General features: G+C 27.4%; 18 protein-coding genes. 17 read left to right on the top strand and 1 reads right to left on the bottom strand.

Annotated elements, in window-relative coordinates:
* The first annotated feature begins 157 nt into the window (after window positions 1-157).
* From VJI95_RS01130 to VJI95_RS01080, 11 genes are all read left to right on the top strand, one after another.
* Window positions 158-622, top strand: coding sequence for a CtsR family transcriptional regulator (locus VJI95_RS01130; RefSeq protein ID WP_324009936.1), 465 nt, complete (start codon window positions 158-160; stop codon window positions 620-622).
* A complete protein-coding gene (locus tag VJI95_RS01125) occupies window positions 615-1109 on the top strand; it encodes a hypothetical protein (RefSeq protein ID WP_324009935.1) in 495 nt (164 codons plus the stop codon). The genes VJI95_RS01130 and VJI95_RS01125 overlap by 8 nt, the downstream gene beginning before the upstream one ends.
* Window positions 1102-2079 carry an ATP--guanido phosphotransferase gene (locus tag VJI95_RS01120; protein ID WP_324009933.1) on the top strand — a complete coding sequence of 326 codons (978 nt, stop codon included), beginning with the start codon at window positions 1102-1104 and terminating at the stop codon, window positions 2077-2079. Before VJI95_RS01125 ends, VJI95_RS01120 begins: the two co-directional genes overlap by 8 nt.
* Before the next feature lie 13 nt (window positions 2080-2092).
* Window positions 2093-4516 (top strand): ATP-dependent Clp protease ATP-binding subunit, encoded by a 2424-nt coding sequence (locus tag VJI95_RS01115; RefSeq protein ID WP_324009932.1) that lies wholly within the window; start codon window positions 2093-2095, stop codon window positions 4514-4516.
* Between the two features lie 80 nt (window positions 4517-4596).
* Window positions 4597-4923, top strand: coding sequence for a heavy metal-binding domain-containing protein (locus VJI95_RS01110; protein ID WP_323999732.1), 327 nt, complete (start codon window positions 4597-4599; stop codon window positions 4921-4923).
* A 232-nt stretch (window positions 4924-5155) separates the two neighbouring features.
* Window positions 5156-7837, top strand: a complete 2682-nt coding sequence (locus VJI95_RS01105) for a cation-translocating P-type ATPase (RefSeq protein ID WP_324009931.1) — start codon at window positions 5156-5158, stop codon at window positions 7835-7837.
* A 362-nt stretch (window positions 7838-8199) separates the two neighbouring features.
* A complete protein-coding gene (locus VJI95_RS01100) occupies window positions 8200-9870 on the top strand; it encodes a formate--tetrahydrofolate ligase (RefSeq protein ID WP_324009930.1) in 1671 nt (556 codons plus the stop codon).
* Window positions 9871-9886: 16 nt separating this feature from the next.
* Complete coding sequence (locus tag VJI95_RS01095) at window positions 9887-10525, top strand: cyclodeaminase/cyclohydrolase family protein (protein ID WP_324009929.1); 639 nt, start codon at window positions 9887-9889, stop codon at window positions 10523-10525.
* A gap of 10 nt (window positions 10526-10535) precedes the next feature.
* Window positions 10536-11387, top strand: coding sequence for a bifunctional 5,10-methylenetetrahydrofolate dehydrogenase/5,10-methenyltetrahydrofolate cyclohydrolase (locus tag VJI95_RS01090; RefSeq protein WP_323999728.1), 852 nt, complete (start codon window positions 10536-10538; stop codon window positions 11385-11387).
* 1 nt (window position 11388) lies between these two features.
* Window positions 11389-12666, top strand: coding sequence for a bifunctional folylpolyglutamate synthase/dihydrofolate synthase (locus tag VJI95_RS01085; RefSeq protein WP_324009928.1), 1278 nt, complete (start codon window positions 11389-11391; stop codon window positions 12664-12666).
* Window positions 12666-13208 (top strand): 5-formyltetrahydrofolate cyclo-ligase, encoded by a 543-nt coding sequence (locus VJI95_RS01080; protein WP_324009927.1) that lies wholly within the window; start codon window positions 12666-12668, stop codon window positions 13206-13208. Before VJI95_RS01085 ends, VJI95_RS01080 begins: the two co-directional genes overlap by 1 nt.
* 112 nt (window positions 13209-13320) lie before the next feature.
* Here the strand turns inward: VJI95_RS01080 and VJI95_RS01075 are convergent, their stop codons facing one another.
* Window positions 13321-14301 carry a DDE-type integrase/transposase/recombinase gene (locus VJI95_RS01075; protein WP_324009926.1) on the bottom strand — a complete coding sequence of 327 codons (981 nt, stop codon included), beginning with the start codon at window positions 14299-14301 and terminating at the stop codon, window positions 13321-13323.
* A gap of 194 nt (window positions 14302-14495) precedes the next feature.
* Here VJI95_RS01075 and VJI95_RS01070 point away from each other — a divergent pair, with 194 nt between their 5' ends.
* The 6 genes from VJI95_RS01070 to VJI95_RS01045 all read left to right on the top strand — a co-directional run bounded on the left by VJI95_RS01070 (window position 14496) and on the right by VJI95_RS01045 (window position 19355).
* A complete protein-coding gene (locus tag VJI95_RS01070) occupies window positions 14496-15380 on the top strand; it encodes a DegV family protein (protein ID WP_324009925.1) in 885 nt (294 codons plus the stop codon).
* 33 nt (window positions 15381-15413) lie between these two features.
* Window positions 15414-15797: a CidA/LrgA family protein gene (locus VJI95_RS01065; protein WP_323999724.1), complete on the top strand. Its 384-nt coding sequence runs from the start codon at window positions 15414-15416 to the stop codon at window positions 15795-15797.
* Window positions 15781-16470 (top strand): LrgB family protein, encoded by a 690-nt coding sequence (locus VJI95_RS01060; RefSeq protein ID WP_324009924.1) that lies wholly within the window; start codon window positions 15781-15783, stop codon window positions 16468-16470. Before VJI95_RS01065 ends, VJI95_RS01060 begins: the two co-directional genes overlap by 17 nt.
* A 139-nt stretch (window positions 16471-16609) precedes the next feature.
* Entirely contained in the window at window positions 16610-17629 is a 1020-nt protein-coding gene (locus VJI95_RS01055; RefSeq protein WP_324009923.1) for a hypothetical protein, read from the top strand.
* A 4-nt stretch (window positions 17630-17633) separates the two neighbouring features.
* Complete coding sequence (locus tag VJI95_RS01050) at window positions 17634-18665, top strand: hypothetical protein (protein WP_324009922.1); 1032 nt, start codon at window positions 17634-17636, stop codon at window positions 18663-18665.
* A 3-nt stretch (window positions 18666-18668) separates the two neighbouring features.
* Window positions 18669-19355 carry an ABC transporter ATP-binding protein gene (locus VJI95_RS01045; protein WP_323999720.1) on the top strand — a complete coding sequence of 229 codons (687 nt, stop codon included), beginning with the start codon at window positions 18669-18671 and terminating at the stop codon, window positions 19353-19355.
* The last annotated feature ends 13 nt before the right edge of the window (window positions 19356-19368 follow it).

Here is a 19368-nt window from a genome sequence, read left to right as displayed (position 1 = left end):
TTATATTATATAAAAAACTTTTTTCGAATAAATTATAAATTTTTATTTAATCTATAAAGATTAGTAAAAATTGTAATGAGATTATTTTAAAATGTAAAATATTGTTATTCATTGGGTATAATATAGAAAAGGTCAAAGTAGGTCAGGAGGTGTTCTTTTGGCAGGTATTAGTGATATTATAGAAAAATTTTTGAAAGAAATGTTAGAAAATTCAGAAAATGGAATTATTGAGATAGGCAGAAATGATTTAGCGAGTAAGTTTTCTTGTGCTCCATCTCAAATAAATTATGTTTTAACAACAAGATTTTCTTCTACAAATGGATATTACATTGAAAGTCATCGTGGAGGTAGTGGTTACATTAAAATCTCAACTCTTTTAAATGAAGATGTATTTTTTAATTCAGTTATTGAGTATTTAGAACAAAATACGATAACTTTTAATGAAGGTCGAAGAATTATAGATAGAATATTTGAATTAGGATATATTACAAAAAGAGAAAGATTTATTATTTTACATGCTATAAGTGATAATTCGCTTTGCATAGATGCTAAAACAAAAGATAATTTAAGATCAAATATATTGTTAAATATTCTATATTCATTCGGGAGGAAAAATGAGTAAAAAAATTGCAACAATTAGTTATGAAAAAGAAATATCAGATTTTGAATATGACAATTTATTTAATTCGTTAAAATCTGATGAAAAAGATGAGCTTTTTTGTAATTTTAAAGGTCAGATTTCTAATTCAAATGTTAAATGTAGGAAATGTAAAACTTCTGTAAAAGAAATGATTAACACAAATTTAACTGTTTGTCCATGCTGTTTTGAAACAATATATAAACTAATAGAAAACAAGAAAGTAAAACCTACACTTGTTTATTCGAATTTTATTAAAATGCTATTATGTAATGATTTTAAAAAATATAAAGGAAAAAGACCAGAATATACCAATGCGTTTTTTAAAAATGAAATAAAAATTTCAGATTTGGAAAGAGAGTTGGAGCATAGTATAGAGACAGAAGAATTCGTAAAATGTGAAGTTTTAAAAAATACAATTGAAGATTTAAAAAAGAAAAATTTAAAGCTTAGGAGGAGAATAAATGAGTAGTTTTCTGGGAAAAATATCCGAAAAATATGTTTCTCTTTCTAGTCAGGTTGATGTTTATAGAAATATAAAGGGATATAAATTTAATTATATGTTAACTTTTGAAGATGAAATTAATTTATATAACAAAATTTGTTCTTCATTTTATAAATTATATTATAGTGATAGATTTACATTTGAAAAAGTAAATTCAAGAAAGCAAATCTTGAAATATTATAATAAGGGGCTTTTTATAGATTCAAATGATATTTTTAGGGAAAATTCATACATTGCTTCAAGAGATGATGAATTTATATTTATTAATATAAATATTGAAGAACATCTTAGGATAACAGGTAAACTTCCAGGAGTTAATTTTTTCAGATGTGGTAATTTTGCTTATGGGGTAGAATCTGATTTAGATGAAAAACTTAAATTTTCTTTTAATACAAATTTTGGATATGTTTTTAAAGATGTGAACTTAGTTGGTAATGGATTAAAAATGACTGGAGTTTTACATATTCCATCATTAAAATATTATAAAACAACCGATTTTTTAGAAAAGAAAATGAACATTTTGGGAATTAAGTTTTACTCTTTATCCATGATAGGACTTTGTGAAGACTTTTATATTGCAGAATTTTATAAACAGAATTCTGACGAATTTTCTGCAATTAGAAAAATGGATAAATATATAACAGAAATTGTAAATTTGGAAATTGATAATCGTAGAAAGCTTTTAGGTATAAAAACTGACTATTATAGAGAAAAATTTGAAAAATATAAAAAAATTATGATAAATAGAGAAAATTTAAATCCTTATGTAGTTAGTAAATATATTTCTCTTTGTATATTATTACAAAGTTTGGAGCTTATTGTTGATTATGATATAAAGGTATTGTATGAATGTCTTATGGCAGTTAGAAGTTCAACTTTTTTAGATGAAGAAGAAAGAGAAGAAGAGCTTTTAAATGTGATTTTGAAATTAGTATAGGAGTAGTGATTTTATGTATGAAAATGTAATTAGAAGCGTTGATGAATTTATCCGATATGCTGTAAATGAAGCGTTTTATTTAAAAGATGATTATATTGGAACTGAACATATATTACTTGCATTTTTGAAAATTAATAGTAGAGAGACTGAATGTCTTGTTTCTGCGGGGGCAAATTATAATTCATTAAAAAGTTATTTGATAGATAAAAGAGGATTTGGAGATTTTTCTAATGTAGCGAGTAAATTATCAAAAAATGCAAAGAAAGTTGTTGATAATGCTGTCAATATTGCAATGGAATCGGACAATATTCAAGTTTTGCCTTGTCATCTTTTGATTTCATTAATGGAATTAAAAGTAGGGTTAGCATATAAAATGCTTATTGATTCTAATATCAGTCCGGAAAGTATTTCAGCTGATATAAAAGAAAAGATAAATTTTGGAAGTGATTCTGAAACAATTGGAGAAGCAACAACAGAAACTTTAGAAAAATATACTGTAAATTTAAATGAAAGAGCTAAGAATGGGAAGATTGATCAGGTAATAGGTAGAGATAAAGAAATTGATAGAATTTTACAAATTTTACTTAGAAGAACAAAGAACAATCCAATTTTGATAGGAGAAGCTGGCGTCGGGAAAACTGCGATTGTTGAAGGACTTGCTCTTAGGATTATAGAGGGGAAAGTACCAGAATTTTTAGAAAATAAGACAATTTATAGTTTAGATTTACCTGCTATGCTTGCAGGAAGTAAGTATCGTGGAGACTTTGAAAAAAGAGTGAAGGATACTTTGAATGAAATTATGAAAAATAAAAATGTAATTGTATTTATTGATGAATTTCATAATATAGTTGGAACTGGAGGAAGTGAAGGTTCTATTGATGCTGCAAATATTTTAAAGCCATTTTTAGCTAGAGGGGAAATTCAATTAATTGGTGCTACAACAATTGATGAATACAGAAAATATATTGAAAAAGACTCAGCTCTTGAAAGAAGATTACAACCTATTGATGTTTCTGAACCAACAGTTAGTCAGACGATAAATATATTGTTGGGATTAAGAGAAAAATACGAAAATCATCATGGTATAGTAATTACAGATGAAGCAATAAAAGCAGCTGTAGAATTATCTAATAGATACTTAACAGACAGATTTTTGCCAGACAAAGCTATTGATTTAATTGACGAAGCGGGGTCAATGTTAAGAATAAAATCATATTTAAATCCAGATGATATAATTTTCTTGAAAGATGAAAATGTAAAACTAAAATCAGAAATTAAACAATTTGTTGAAAGTCAAGAGTTTTTAAAGGCACAAGAATCTAAAAATAAGTATGAACAGAATTTAGAAGATATAAAGAAACTTAAGGAAATAAAAAAAGATAAGAAAAACAATGAGAACTTAACTTTAAAATATGAAGACATTGCAAAGATAGTTTCAGATTGGAGTAAAATTCCAGTTAATAAATTAACCGCTAAAGAAAGTCAAAAGTATTTGTCTCTTTCTGATAATTTAAAAAATATTGTTATTGGACAGGGTACAGCAATTGACAGAGTTACAAGTGCTATAAAAAGATCAAGAGCAGGAGTTTCTTTGGGCAGTAAACCTATAGGTAGTTTTATCTTTGTTGGTGCAACTGGGGTTGGTAAAACTTATTTTGCAAAGTCTTTAGCAAATCTTTTGTTTGAATCTGAAGAAAATATGATTAGAATTGATATGAGTGAATATATGGAAAAACATACGGTTTCTAAACTAGTAGGTTCTCCTCCTGGATATGTCGGATATGGAGAGGGAGGTTATTTAACTGAAGCAGTAAGAAGAAAACCATATAGTGTAGTATTATTTGATGAAATTGAAAAAGCACATCCTGATGTATTCAATATGCTTCTTCAAATTTTAGATGATGGAAGGCTTACAGATTCTCAAGGTAAAACAGTAAACTTTAAAAATACAGTAATTATTATGACTTCAAATGTCGGAGCATCTGCAATTGAAAAGAAAAACTCATTAGGTTTTTCTTCAAAGAAAGATGAACAAGAAAAAGAATACGATAGAATAAAAGAGATTGTAAATTCTGAATTAAAAATTATGTTTAAACCTGAGTTTTTAAACAGAATAGATGATATTATAGTTTTTTCAAAATTAGATGAAAAAGATATAATGAAAATTACAGAGCTTTTACTTGAAAAGTTGAAAAAAAGACTTAAAAATATGGGCTTAAATATTGGATATAGTAATAAAATCATAAAAAAATTATCCGATATGGGATTTGATAAAGCATACGGAGCAAGGCCTCTTGAAAGAATTATAAAATCTGAGCTTGAAAATAAAATTGCAGATGAAATTTTAAAAGACCAAATTCTTAATGATGAAAAATTGTTTTTGGATGTAAAAAAGGGTAATATTGTTTTAGAAAAAATAAAAGTTAAAACTAAGTAAATGAATTTAAAACAAAGATAAATAATATCTTGATTAAATTTAGAAAATATGTTACTATTCTTTTAAAGGAGGATATGTTTATGATAATTACAACTACAAATAATATTGAAGGATATGAAATTGTTGAATATAAGGGAGTTGTCTTTGGTGAAGTAATTACTGGAGTAAATTTCTTAAAAGATATTAAAGCAGGCCTAAGAGATATTTTTGGAGGACGTTCATCTTCCTATGAAAAAGAATTAATGGGAGCAAGAGATGAAAGTTTAGATGAGATTACTGATAGGGCAAATGAAATTGGTGCTAATGCGATAGTTGGTTTAAAAATGGATTATGAAATGCTTGGAGCATCAAATGGTATGATGATGGTTACTTGTTCAGGTACTGCTGTTAAAATTATAAAGAAATAAATTTTTAGGTGTTTTAAAATTTTTTAAAACACCTTTTAAATTTACTTGAAAAAATTTTTTATATTTAGTATAATATACTCAATGAAGGGGAGTAGCTAATCTTGTTTAGTCGTCAATACGGTTTATCCCGGCTAAACACCTAACTATTTCAATAGGAAGCAAGACCTTTGTTTAATTTTATTAAACAAGGTTTTTTTTATGCAAAAAAGCCTTAATTCAAGGAGGATAAATTATGTTTTGGTACAACAAAAAGATTGATGAATGTATCAATGATCTTGGAAGTGATGCTAAAAACGGACTTTCAAGGACAAAAGCTGTAGAGCTTTTAGAGAAAAACGGAAGAAATGAATTAAAACAAAAGAATAAAAAATCACTTCTTTCAAAAATTATAGACCAATTTAAAGACCCTATGATTTTAATTCTAATTGGAGCTTGTATTATGTCCGCTATTGTTGGTGAAATAACAGATGCTTTTATAATCATAGCGATTGTAATTGTTAATGCGATTCTTTCACTTAATCAAGAGGGAAAAGTCGAAAAGGCAATAGAAGCTTTGCAAAAAATGGCTAGTCCAATGGCAAAAGTTTATAGAGATGGGAAATTAATTCATATTCCTTCCCCAGAAATTGTAGTTGGAGATATTGTTGAGCTTGAAACAGGTGATATTATCCCAGCAGATTTAAGATTAATTGAAAGTTTTATTTTAAAGATTGATGAAGCTTCTTTAACTGGGGAATCTGTACCTGTTGAAAAATTTGCAGATAAAGTTTATGATGGAGAAATTGAGATTGGTGATAGAGAAAATATGGCTTACTCTTCTACTATTGTTGCTTATGGTAGAGGAAAGGGAGTAGTAGTTTCTACTGGAGAAAACACTGAAATTGGTAAAATTGCAACAACTCTTGATTCTTTTGAAGATGAAGACACTCCACTACAAAAGAAGCTAGCTGGTCTTTCAAAATCTCTTGGACTAATAACAATAGGAGTTTGTATTGTAGTATTTATAGTTGGGCTTTTGTATAAACAACAGTTTTTACTTATGCTTTTAACTGCAATTTCACTTGCTGTTGCAGCGGTTCCTGAAGGTTTACCAGCAATTGTTACTATAGTTTTATCACTTGGCATGACAAAAATGGTAAAAAAGCATGCTATAGTAAAGAAACTTTTAGCAGTCGAAACATTAGGAACTACAACAGTAATCTGTTCAGATAAAACAGGAACTCTTACTCAAAATGAAATGACTGTAAAAAAAGTTTTTGTAAATAATCTAGTTTATGATGTAGAAGGAACTGGTTATGAGCCTGTTGGAGATGTATTTTTAAATGGAGAAAAAGTTAATGCTAAAGAAATTGACGATTTTATTTCAATTTCTAAAATTTCAACTCTTGTTAATGATGCAAAACTACTTAAAGATGAAAATATGTATAGAATTGCAGGAGATCCTACTGAAGGAGCCTTGCTTACTGTTTCTGAAAAAATTGGTATATCTAAAGATGTATTAAATGTTAAAAACAAAAGAATTGCAGAAATACCTTTTGATTCTACTAGAAAGATGATGACAACATTTAATGAAAATATTTTTTCATCTAATGTTATTTCCGCTACAAAGGGTGCTCCTGATATAGTTATCGATAATTGTAAATATATTCTAATAAATGGAAAAGAAAAAGAATTCACTTCTGAAATAAAAGATAAAGTTCTTTCACAAAATAGTCAGTTTGCTAAACAAGCTCTAAGAGTATTAGCTTTTGCTTATAGAAAATTTGATTTGTTGCCTAAAGATATTACTTCAGAAAATATAGAAAGAGATATGGTTTTTGTTGGACTAATGGGAATGATTGACCCTGCAAGGCCTGAAGCAAAAGAAGCTATCAAAGAATGTAAAAAAGCAGGAATAATTCCTATAATGATAACAGGAGATTATCTAGAAACTGCAGTTGCTATAGCAAAAGATTTAGGAATTTTGGATGAAAATTCAAAGGCTATTATGGGTCGTGAACTTAATAAGATGACTGAAGAAGAAATTTGCGAAGTTGTAAAAACTACTAGAGTTTTTGCAAGAGTAAGTCCTGAAAATAAAGTGCAAATAGTTAGTGCTTTAAAGAAAAATGGCCATATTGCTGCGATGACAGGGGATGGAGTAAATGATGCACCTGCAATTAAGAGAGCTGATATTGGAGTTTCAATGGGAATTACAGGAACAGATGTTGCAAAAAATACTTCAGATGTAATTTTAACAGATGATAATTTTGCTACAATAGTATCAGCAGTTCATGAAGGACGTATTATTTATTCAAATATTAAAAAGTTTGTTTCTTTCCTATTATCTTGTAATGTAGGAGAAATTTTAATAGTTTTAATATCTATTCTTTTAAATATACCAGTACCTTTTATACCAATTCAATTACTTTGGTTAAATCTAGTTACAGACAGTTTTCCTGCATTGGCACTTGGTGTTGAAAAGGGTGATGAAGATATTATGCAAGTTCCACCAAGAAATCCAAATGAACCAATTTTAGATAAAGAAATGATTTATAGTATAATTTCTCAATCTTTAGCAATTACAATTGCAACACTTGGAGCGTATTTCTATGGAATGCATCATTATCCTAATCATATTGAAGGAGCAAGAACAGTTGCATTCTTTACACTCATAACTGCAGAACTGCTAAGAAGCTATTCTGTTAGAAGTAGTAGATTTACATTATTCCATATTGGAATATTTTCAAATAAAACATTGGTATATGGAACAGCATTATCTTTCTTTATGATGCTAGTAGTTGTATATGTACCTTTCTTACAACCATATTTTGATACTGTTTCTTTAGGAATAAAAGAGTTAGCAGTTGCAATACCACTTGCATTCTTACCTTTTGTTGTTGCTGAAGTTTCCAAAGTTTTAAGAAAGAAATAGAAAAATTAAAAAATATTATAAAAAGTTGGATTATTAAACAATAATTCGACTTTTTTATTACAGAACAAGAAAGTTTGAGGCACTTACTTGATGCAAAGCATAGTAAAAGGGAGGGTTCTTATCCGATATATTAATACTATAAAAACGTTCATCATAATATTGATAGTTATAAAATTCTATAAAAAAATCTGTTTTGCTTATTAATTATAAGGGTAGTTAATTCTATGAGTGTGTAATTTATTTTACAATGATATAAGATTCTTTTTAGAATAAAATATTGACATATTATTAAATAAATTGTATACTGATTATGGGGAATAACGATTCCCAATAAATGTTTTTTAATAAAAAGGAGGGCTTTTATGAAGACAGATGTGCAAATTGCTCAAGAAGCAAAAATGAAACCTATCAGAGAAGTAGCTGATTACTTAGGATTTCCGGAAGAAGCAATTGAACTTTACGGAAATTATAAAGCAAAGTTAAATATTCATGAATTGAAAGATTATAACGAAAGACCAAATGGAAAGTTAATTTTAGTAACTGCTATAACTCCAACTCCTGCAGGAGAAGGTAAAACTACGACTGTTGTTGGACTTGGTGATGGATTAAATAAAATAGGAAAAAGAACATCTCTTGCACTGAGAGAACCTTCTTTAGGACCAGTTTTTGGAGTTAAAGGTGGAGCTGCAGGTGGTGGATATGCTCAAGTAGTTCCTATGGAAGATATAAATTTGCATTTTACAGGAGATTTTAATGCTATTGGTGCTGCAAATAACTTACTTGCTGCAATGTTAGATAATCATATTAATCACGGAAATGAGTTAGATATCGATTCTAGAACTATTACTTTAAAAAGAGTTGTTGATATGAATGATAGACAACTTCGTTTTATTGTTGATGGATTAAATGGAAAAGCGAATGGTGTTCCAAGAGAGGATGGATTTGAAATAGTAGTTGCATCTGAAGTAATGGCTATTTTATGTCTATCAAATGATTTAAAAGATTTAAAGGAAAAACTAGGAAAAATCATTGTTGCTTACAATAGAAAAGGAGAACCAGTAACTGCAAAAGATTTGAATGCTCAAGGGGCTATGGCAGCATTATTAAAGGATGCTATCAAACCAAATCTTGTTCAAACATTAGAACATACTCCTGCATTTATTCATGGAGGACCTTTTGCTAATATAGCTCATGGTTGTAATAGTATAATTGCTACAAAATTAGCGTTAAAATATTCCGATTATGTTGTTACTGAAGCAGGTTTTGGAGCTGACTTGGGAGCTGAAAAGTTCTTGGATATTAAATGTAGATTTGCAGGTTTAAATCCTAATGCAGTTGTAGTTGTTGCTACTGTAAGAGCTTTAAAGATGCATGGTGGACTTGCTAAGACAGAATTAGGAAATGAAGATTTGGTTGCTTTGGAAAAAGGACTTCCAAACTTACTAAAACATGTTGAAAATATGCAAAATCTATTTGGTATTCCTTGTGTCGTTGCAATTAACAAATTCCCATTGGATACTGATGCAGAAATTCAATTAATTGAAACTAAATGTAAAGAATTAGGTGTTAATGTAGTTCTTTCAGATGTTTGGGCAAAAGGTGGAGAAGGAGCAGTTGATCTTGCTAATGAAATTGTAAAACTTGCAGAAAATGACAAACCAATTAATCAAATTTATGATATTGAAGATTCTTTAGAAGAAAAATTAAATAAAATTGTTCAAAAGGTTTATGGAGGATCTGGTGTAACATTCTCTCCAGGAGTTAAAAAGAAAATTAAAACTATAGAAGAATTAGGATTTAAAAATGTACCAATCTGTATGGCAAAAACACAATACTCATTCTCTGATGACAAGAATAAAGTTGGTAGACCAGAAGGATTTAAAGTAAATATCAAAAATATAAAGATTGCTGCAGGTGCAGGATTTGCTGTTGCTTATAGTGGAGATATTATGACTATGCCTGGATTACCAAAAGTTCCTGCTGCAAATAATATTGACATAACTGATGATGGAAAGATAGTTGGATTATTCTAGTTAATAGGAGGAATTTATGGAACAAAAAATGTGTGATAAAACCATAAATTTATTTATTCAAGAATTATCAGATAAACAACCAGTACCAGGGGGTGGAGGTGCATCCGCCCTTGTAGGTGCTTTGGGAGTTGCTCTGTTAAATATGGATGCAATTTATACTACTGGTAATGAAAAATTTAAAGATGTTGAAGAAGAAATTAAAGAGCAAATAAAAAAATATAACGAATTAATTACTTCTTTAAAAGAATTAGTTCAAGGGGATGCGGATGCTTTCTATCCACTTTCTCAATGCTATAAGATGCCAAGAAACACTGACGAGGAAAAGAAACTAAAGAGAGAGGCATTAGAAATAAATCTTTATAATGCTGCTATGATTCCTTTACAAATAATGGAAAAATCTTATGAAGCTCTTTGTTTAGTTGACAGACTTATTAGAATTGGGAATAAAAATCTTATTGGAGATGTTGCAACAGGAGCTGTCTTTTTAGAATCTGCTCTTAAAGGTGCAAGTTTAAGTGTATTTGCAAATACTTCTTCAATGAAAAATGAAGATAATATTAAGATGATAAACGAAAAATCTATGAAATTATTAAAAGATGGAATGGAACTTGCTAATAAGGCGTTTGAAGAAATATTTAATGGATTTTTAAAATAAGGAGACTATTATGACAACAATAATGAAAGGTAAAGAAGTAGCAATAGCTTTAAAGGAAAAGATTAAAGCAGGAGTTGCTGAACTTAAAGAAAAAGGAAAAGTTACTACTTGTGGTTTTATTAGAGTTGGAGATAGAAGCGATTCTATAGGTTATGAAAATGCAGCAATAAAAGTTTTATCTTCTTTGGGAATTGAATGTGTCCAATTCCATTATCCAGAAGATATTACCGAAGCTAATTTTATATCTGAACTAGAAAAAATTGGAAATGATGATAGTGTTGATGGTTTCTTGCTTTTAAGACCATTACCTTCACATATTGACGATGATTTGGTTGGAATGAAAATTAATCCTAAAAAAGACATTGATGGAGTAAGTCCATATAATATTGGAGAAGTTTTCTATCCTAAAGAAGATAGTTTCATTCCTTGTACTGCTGCTGCTGTTATAAAGATGTTAGAATTTTATGATTTAGATTTAAGTGGTAAAAATGCAGTTGTATTAGGTCGTAGTAATGTTATTGGAAAACCTGTTGCAATGCTATTATTAGCAAAAAATGCAACAGTTACTGTGTGTCATAGTAGAACTCAAAACTTAAAAGAAGTTTGTAAAAATGCAGATATCTTAGTTTCAGCTATAGGTAAGGCTCATTTTGTTACAAAGGAATTTGTAAAAGAAGGGGCGATAGTAGTTGATGTCGGAACAAATTATGATGAAAATGGAAAGGTAACCGGCGATGTTCATTTCGATGAAGTTTCTGAAATTGCAAGTTATATTAATCCTGTACCAGGTGGTATTGGATCGATAACAACTTCAGTTTTAGCAGAAAAATGTTTAATTGCCGCGAGAAAAAAGGTAAAATAATATGGATTATGAAACTGCAATGATTAAACTCAGAGGAGAAGTTTGCAGTGGAATTAAATTAGGTTTACAAAATATAAAAACTCTTATGGAAAAGCTAGGAAATCCACAAGATAAATTAAAAATTATTCATATTGCAGGAACCAATGGAAAGGGTTCCTGCACTTCTTTTGTAAATTCTGTTTTGGTTTCACAAGGATACAAAGTCGGGATGTTTACTTCTCCTTCTATTTACAATTTTGAAGAAAGAATTAGAATTAACAACAAAAATATTCCAGAAGATAAATTAATAGAATTAATGGATGAAGTTAGGGAGGTTGCAAACACTCTTGAAGTTTTTCCAGCTGATTTTGAGCTAGTAACCGCTGTAGCTTTTTTGTATTTTTATAGAGAAAAATGTGATTTTGCAATTATGGAAGTAGGTTTAGGTGGAAGACTAGATGCCACAAATGTTGTAGATAATCCTTTAATTACATTAATTACATCAATTAGTTTTGATCACCAACAATTTTTGGGAAATACTATAAAAGAAATATCTCTTGAAAAAGCTGGGATAATTAAAGATGGTGTTCCTCTAGTTCTATATTCTCAAGATACTGAAATTATGGATAATATAATTGGAGTTGCAAAATCTAAGAATTCTAAGGTTATAGTAAATGGTTTATCAAAAATTAAAGTATTGGAAAATAATAAATCAGGACAAGTTATTGACTATAAAGATTTTAAAAATTTAAAAATTAATTTACTTGGTTCACATCAAGTTAAGAATGCTTCAATTTCTATTGAATTACTTTTAGAACTTCGAAAAATGGGTTTTGAGATTTCAAATGAAAGTATATATAATGGATTTTTAACAGTTACTTGGCCTTGTAGATTTGAGCTTGTTTCAAAAAGTCCAGATTTTATTTTAGATGGAGCTCATAACATTGATGGAATTGAAAAATTTGTCTCAAATATGAATTTTTACTATAAAAACAATAAAAAAATTGCAATTTTTGGAGTGTTAGCAGACAAGGATTATAACGAAATGCTTGAAAGGATTATTCCTTGTTTTGATATTTTTTTAACTGTAAGACCGGATTCTGAAAGAGCAATGGAATCTTATGAATTAAAGGAAAAAATTGAAGTATTAACTGAAAAGAAAGTTTATAGTTTTGGTAATTATCAAGATGCTATTAACAAATCATTTGAAATGTCAAGTAAAAACGATGTTATTTCAGCATTTGGCTCTTTGTATTTTGTAGGAGAAGTTCGTAAACTTTTAGGAGTGAGTGATTATTAATGGATAAAAAAATTATAAGAAAAGAAATTCAAGAAAAATTAAAAAGCATATCTGATAAAGATAGGAAAAGCTTTGAAGAAGTTTTGTATAAAAAATTATTTGAAAATGAAAATTTTAAAAATGCAAATTGTATTGCACTTACAATTCCTTTTGGTACGGAAATAAATACTTATCCAATAATTGAAAGATTATTGAAAGATGGTAAGACAGTATGTTCGCCAATTTGTGAAAAAGAAAGTAGAAAAATGACTTTTTATAAAATAAATTCTTTAGATGAATTAATTGAGGGATATTATGGAATTAAAACACCTCCTGAAATAGAAAAAAATATTGTTAAAAAAAATAATATTGATTTAATATTAGTACCTGGGGTAGGATTTGATAAGAATAATTATAGAATCGGCTTTGGCGGAGGATATTATGACAGATATTTAAAAGATTATAAAGGATATACTATTTCTCTAGCATTTAAAGAACAAATAGTGGAGAAAGTACCAACAAACGAATTTGATTTACCTGTTAATTTAGTAATTACAAATTAAATATTTTACTTTAAAAATAGTTTTATTTTAAATCTATTTTTGTACATTTGTAAATGATGTGAGACCAAAAATTATAAAAAAATATAACCTGTATGTTAGAATTAAAGGAGAATTAATTCTCCTTTAATTCTAATAATTCTTTACGTTTTTCAATAGGTGAAAGCCAATTTAAAGTTTGCATAGGTAATCTATTAGATTTATAGAGATATTTTTTCATTTGTACAACCAAATCTTCATAAGAATAAAAAGATAAATTACTGTAAAATCTTTCATTGTCATTTCTATGACTTCTTTCAACCTTACCATTATGTCTAGGTGTTCTAGGTCTGATTAATTGATGTTTAATACCCAATTCATTACATAGTTTGTCAAAAGGATGAACTCTTTTAGTATCTTTAAAATGAGTAAATTCAAAGCCATTATCGGTTTGAATAATTTCAGGAATATAACCAAAGTATTTAATAGCCATTTTAACAAAAGTAACAGTACTATAAGAAGATTGTTCCTTAAAAGGATAAATAAACCTTTCACGAGTGGCTTCGTCAATAATTGTATATTGGTAGAATTTATCAGGGTATTTACCAACATAACAAGAATTAGGAACATATTTAACATCAAGTTGCATTTTAACGCCTATTTTAGTAGGAGTATGATAAGGTTTAGGAACATAGGGTTTGGAAGGTTGTTTAATATCTTTAAAAAAGCCAAGTTTTCTAAGGAATCTAAAAAGAGAGCAAGGGTGTCTAGTATAACCTTTATTTAGTTTAAGTTTAGCGTAAAGTTCAATCAAAGAAATATTAGGATTTCTTCTAATGAGATTTTTAATCCAATAAATTTCAGTATCGGTATGAGAATTAGGATGTTTGGATAAAGGTCTATGAGATTTATCCTTAAGGGAGTCAATAGAGCCATCAAATCTTTTATTCCAACGCATAAGAGAAGCTTTAGATATTTTATATCTTCTACAAACAAAGCTAACAGAATTACCGTTTCTGTAAGTTTTAACGGCATGGTATCTTGTTTGAAGTAAATGAGAGATATAACGTTGGTTGAGTTTTATATTTTCTTGATTTTGTGATATAATATTATTCATAAAAGAGAGTTCCTTTCTAGTTAATTTTTTTGTTTTAATAATTATACAGGATATTCTCTTTTTTTTGTACCCTTGGTCTCACATCAATTGTATCATAACAAATAGTTTTATTTTAAATCTATTTTTTTCTTGCAAAAAATTTAAAAATAGTATATTATATAAACTAGGTAAGTTTTTTAAAAATGGAGGTAGATATGATAAAGTTATTTTCTGATATGGGAGCCGATATCCCAGTAGAAATTGCAAAAAAATATAAAATCCAAATTTTTAACATGGTTGTTACTGATGGAGAAAATGAATATATTTTAAATTATGATATAGATAAATATAAATTATTTGAGAATATGGCTAAGGGAATTACTTATAAGACTTCACAAGTAACTTATAAAGAATTTTATGATACATTTAAAGAAGAATTATTAGCTAAAAATGAGATTATTTATATTTCTTTATCCTCAGGGCTCTCTGGAACTTATAATACTGCTAATATGGTAAAAAATGATTTGCTTGATGAATTTCCTGAAGGAAAAATTCATATAATAGATAGTTTAGGAGCTAGTTTTGGGTATGGTGTTCTTGCGATAAAAGTTGCAAAGATGATTGAAGAGAATGAAAGTATTCAAGAAATATTAAAATATATTGATTTTTATAAAAAACATATAAATTATATTTTTACAGTTGACGATTTAACTTATCTCTATAGAGGTGGAAGATTAAATAAGGCTAAGTTTATAATTGGTAATTTATTGAATATATGTCCAATTTTAGATATATCAAAAGATGAAGGAAAACTAAATTTTTTTGATAAAGTTAGAGGTCACAAGGCATTTAAGAAAAAATTGATAGATATTATAAAAAGTAAATCAGATGTTTTAGATAAACAAACTCTTGTTATTTTTCATGGAGATTGTGAAGATAAGGCAAATGATTTAAAAGAATTATTAATGAGTGAATTTAATAATGATGATATTTTAATATCTGGAGTAGATGCAGTCATAGGTTGTCATACTGGACCTTCTGTTTTAGCTATTATTTATCTTGATGAATTATATGGAAAGTATGATAAATTTGAAGTTTAGGGGTTAGAAATAACCCTTAAATTATTTTAGGAGATGATTTTTATTAAACATATTTATGAATTCTTAATTATTTTAATTTTTTTATTTATTGGGACTATTTTGGAGATTATTTTTAAATCCCCAATACCTGCAACTATTTTGTCGATGTTATTCCTGGTTGCCTTGTTGTATTTTAAAATAATTGAATTAAAAAAAATAGAAAAAGTTTCAGAATTTTTACTTGAAAGTATTACATTGTTTATGACACCATTAGTAATTGGAGTTATAGATAAATTCCACTATTTTAATGGGAAATTTTTACAAATATTTTTAATTTTATTTGTAAGTGTAGTTGTATCTATGATTGTTACAGCTTTCGCTACAACTTTTTTTGTGAAAATTTTTGTAAAAGGAGAAAAAAATGGAATTAATAATTAACAGTCCGCTTTTTGGGATTTTTTTAACAATAATAACATTTGTTATAGGATATGAAATTCAAGTAAAATTAGGATTAAAATTTTTAAGCCCAATGGTTACATCTTCAGTTTTAATTATCTTAGTTCTCTTGATTTTTAAAATTCCATATACTAATTATAAACAAGGGGCAGATATATTAACTTTTTTTGTTGCACCGGCAACTGTTGTACTGGCTGTACCATTATATAAAAATTTAAATATTATAAAAAAATATTTTCTTCCAATATTACTTGGATGTTTAGTTGGAATAAGTGTTGGAGCGATTGTTGGAATATTATTGTGTAATATTTTTGGGATTAGTAAAGAAGTTTTGCTTTCAATGTTACCAAAATCAGTTACATCTGCGATAGGTTATGAAATTTCAAAGAAAATTGGAGCAATTATGGAAATCTCTATGGTATTTATAGTTATATGTGGAATAATAGGTTATAGCGTAGGAGAATTAATTTTTAAGATTTTTAAAATAGATGATAAAGTCGCAAAAGGAGTTGCACTTGGTTCATGTAGTCATGTTCTAGGAACTGCAAAAGCAATGGAGATTGGAGAAATTGAAGGGTCTATTGCTACAGTTTCAATATCAATTTCAGGAATTTTAGCTGTAATTTTAATTCCTTTAATATTAAATTTTATTTAATAAAAAGCTGATAAAAACAAATATATTATTTTTTATCGGCTTTTGTTTTTTTATCATAAAACGCGTTGACAATTTAAATAATATATGGTATTATGAACTTCAATAGTGTATAAAATAATTATACTAAGAGGTAAAAGCTATGAAGATAAGTCAAAATAAAAATATAATCTTCCTATTACTGGTTTTAAATTGTATTGTGGTTCTTGGATTAAATTATATTGTAGGAAGAGATTTAATTTATCCTGATTATGATATGAGTGAAAATTTTGTAAAACTAAAATCAAATAGGAATAACTCCAATAAGAAAAATGATTTTGATTTTTTGCTTGAATATGATGATATAAAGGTTATAGCAGAAACTAATCGAAATGGACTGATAGGTTTATATAATCCAACTATGGATTATTATTACAAGTCCACTAAATTTAATGCATTAGGCAGACTTAGATATTTTTCTATGGATGACTATAGAGAAAAGAAAAAAGTAGCTATTAATATAAATGAAATATCTCCTAATTTTAGGCATACAAAAGAAACATCATTTTTTGATATTCCCGAAGTAAAAGGTATGGAATATATTAATACTTTTGATCCAAATTCAACTATATATAAAGATGGACTGAGAGTTATAGTTAATTTGTTTGCCTTATCTTCGACTTCCTTTGATACTATTTATATTGATTCGGATAATGTTAAACATTTGGAAGAAATTAAAGACAAAATAAAAAATTTAGGATATGATGAAGTTGAATTTAACAGATTTAATAATAGAAAACCTTTGATAACCAATATATTAAATTCTCTGAGTGATAGATATGCAAAATTTATATTGCAAGGAGTGGTAGCTACTTATTTATTATTCTGTTATGTATTCGTAGTTTATCTTTCAAAATATAATAAATATTTTAGAGTATGTTTGGAATGTGGGGCTACATTTAAAGAGGTGTTAAAAAACTTTTTAAAGCAAAATCTACTTTTCAACGTAATAGCGGGATTAATATCATCAATATTTATGTATATATTTTTGAATCATATATGTAAATATTTATCATTTACAGAACTTTTAGGTATTCCGATATTTATAACGATAACTTCAATGTTTTTTACTTGGGTAAAATTTTCATTTACATTAAAAAAGACGAAGGTATTTATGAGGTGATGTTATGGTTATAGATAATATAAAATTAGGGTTTAGAGACATAAAACGAAATACAAGAATTTTTATATTATTCGGATTGTTAATCTTATCTATTAGTGTTATATTGTCATTCTCTACTTATGCTTTAAATTTGGCTCTAAAAGAATCGAAAGATACTGAAGTTAGTTATTTTGCAATTCCCGTTTCCTATGAAATGAAAGATTTTATAAAAGTTGAAGATAGAGTAGATAAATTATTAAAAAAAGGTGGATACACAAAATTTGTATCTGAGTATGTAAATGAAGAGAAGGGAATTTTTATCCAAATATTTATTGGAAAATTTCAAAAGAGTTCCGAAAATAGGGTTTTGTTCGCAATAAACTCGGAAGATTTAGAATTATTTAAGCAAAAGGAAAAAACTTTAAAAGTAGTTTCAGCTGATGAATTAGATAAGATAAAATTCAAAACAGTCGGTGTTGACCTTGAGATTGATGACGATAATTTGGTTTTTCTGGAAGTGGCTAAAAAAGAGACTTCATTATCCGATTTTAAGTTAAATCCTGCTGAATTAAAAGATTTAATAGAAGGTACAAAATTTACCGATAAAGAATTAAAAAATGGTTTGGATGAGGAGTTTGAAAAGGCGATTTTAAACTCAGATATAGTTTTTAAAAAGCATATTAATTCTGTTAATATGACAGATGTAGATTTTATATTAAAGTATATATATTTTTATGTATTTTTACTTTTGTTGGCTTTTTTGCTTTCTTTTGGAATATTCATTAAAAATTTATATAAAAGATTACTTAGAGAATATAAAATTCATATAATATGTGGTGCCACCAAAAAAAGTATATTTATTAGAAATTCAGTTTTTGTTCTGTCATTGGCTGTGTTTAATTTTATGATAATTAATTTTCTGAATAGATTTAATTATGATATTATATTTTTTATAAATATAGGGATAAATATTGTCTTTATTTTAACTTTAGAATTTGTTATCTTAAATATGCTCATTAGAGAAGATTTAAGTACAACTCTAATGGGAGGTGAATAGAAATTGATTAGCTTAAAAAATTTAAGAAAAGTGTATAATGAAAATAAAAAATCTGAATTGCTTGTTTTAAATGAGTGTAATTTAGATATAAAAAAGGGCGAAAAAATCATTATAACAGGAGAAAATGGAGCTGGAAAAACTACTTTTTTAAAGATTCTTGGACTACTTGATAAAAATTATTCAGGAGACTATAAAATAGAAGATAAAGATATAAATTCAATGTCTTCTACAGAAATTGCAAGACTAAGAAATGAAGTATTCGGGTTTTTCTTTCAAGAGTATAATTTATTAGAGGATGAAACAGCTTATGATAATATTGTAATTCCTTTGATGTATTCTAAAAAGTACAAAAGAAGTGAAAGAAAGAAAAGAATAAATGAAGTATGTGAAAATTTGGATATAGTAAAATTACTTAATCAAAAAGTCAAAACATTATCAGGGGGAGAAAAGCAAAGAGTTGCTATTGCAAGAGCGATAGTAAATGATCCAGAAGTTATAATTTTAGATGAACCTACAAGTGCTTTAAGCAGTAAACTAAAGGCAAAGGCAATCAATTATATTAAGAATATTGTAAAAGATGAAAAAACATTAATTATTGTAACTCATGATTTAGCAATAGTTGACAGTTTGGATAACAAATCAGACTATATATTTTATAATTTAGAAGACGGAAAATTTAATATTATGTAATTTTAAAATAACT

The organism is Parvimonas sp. C2 (assembly GCF_035282405.1).
Taxonomy (GTDB): Bacteria; Bacillota; Clostridia; order Tissierellales; family Peptoniphilaceae; genus Parvimonas.
Note: the sequence above shows the minus strand (reverse complement) of the source record. Positions and strands in the feature narration are given on the sequence as shown.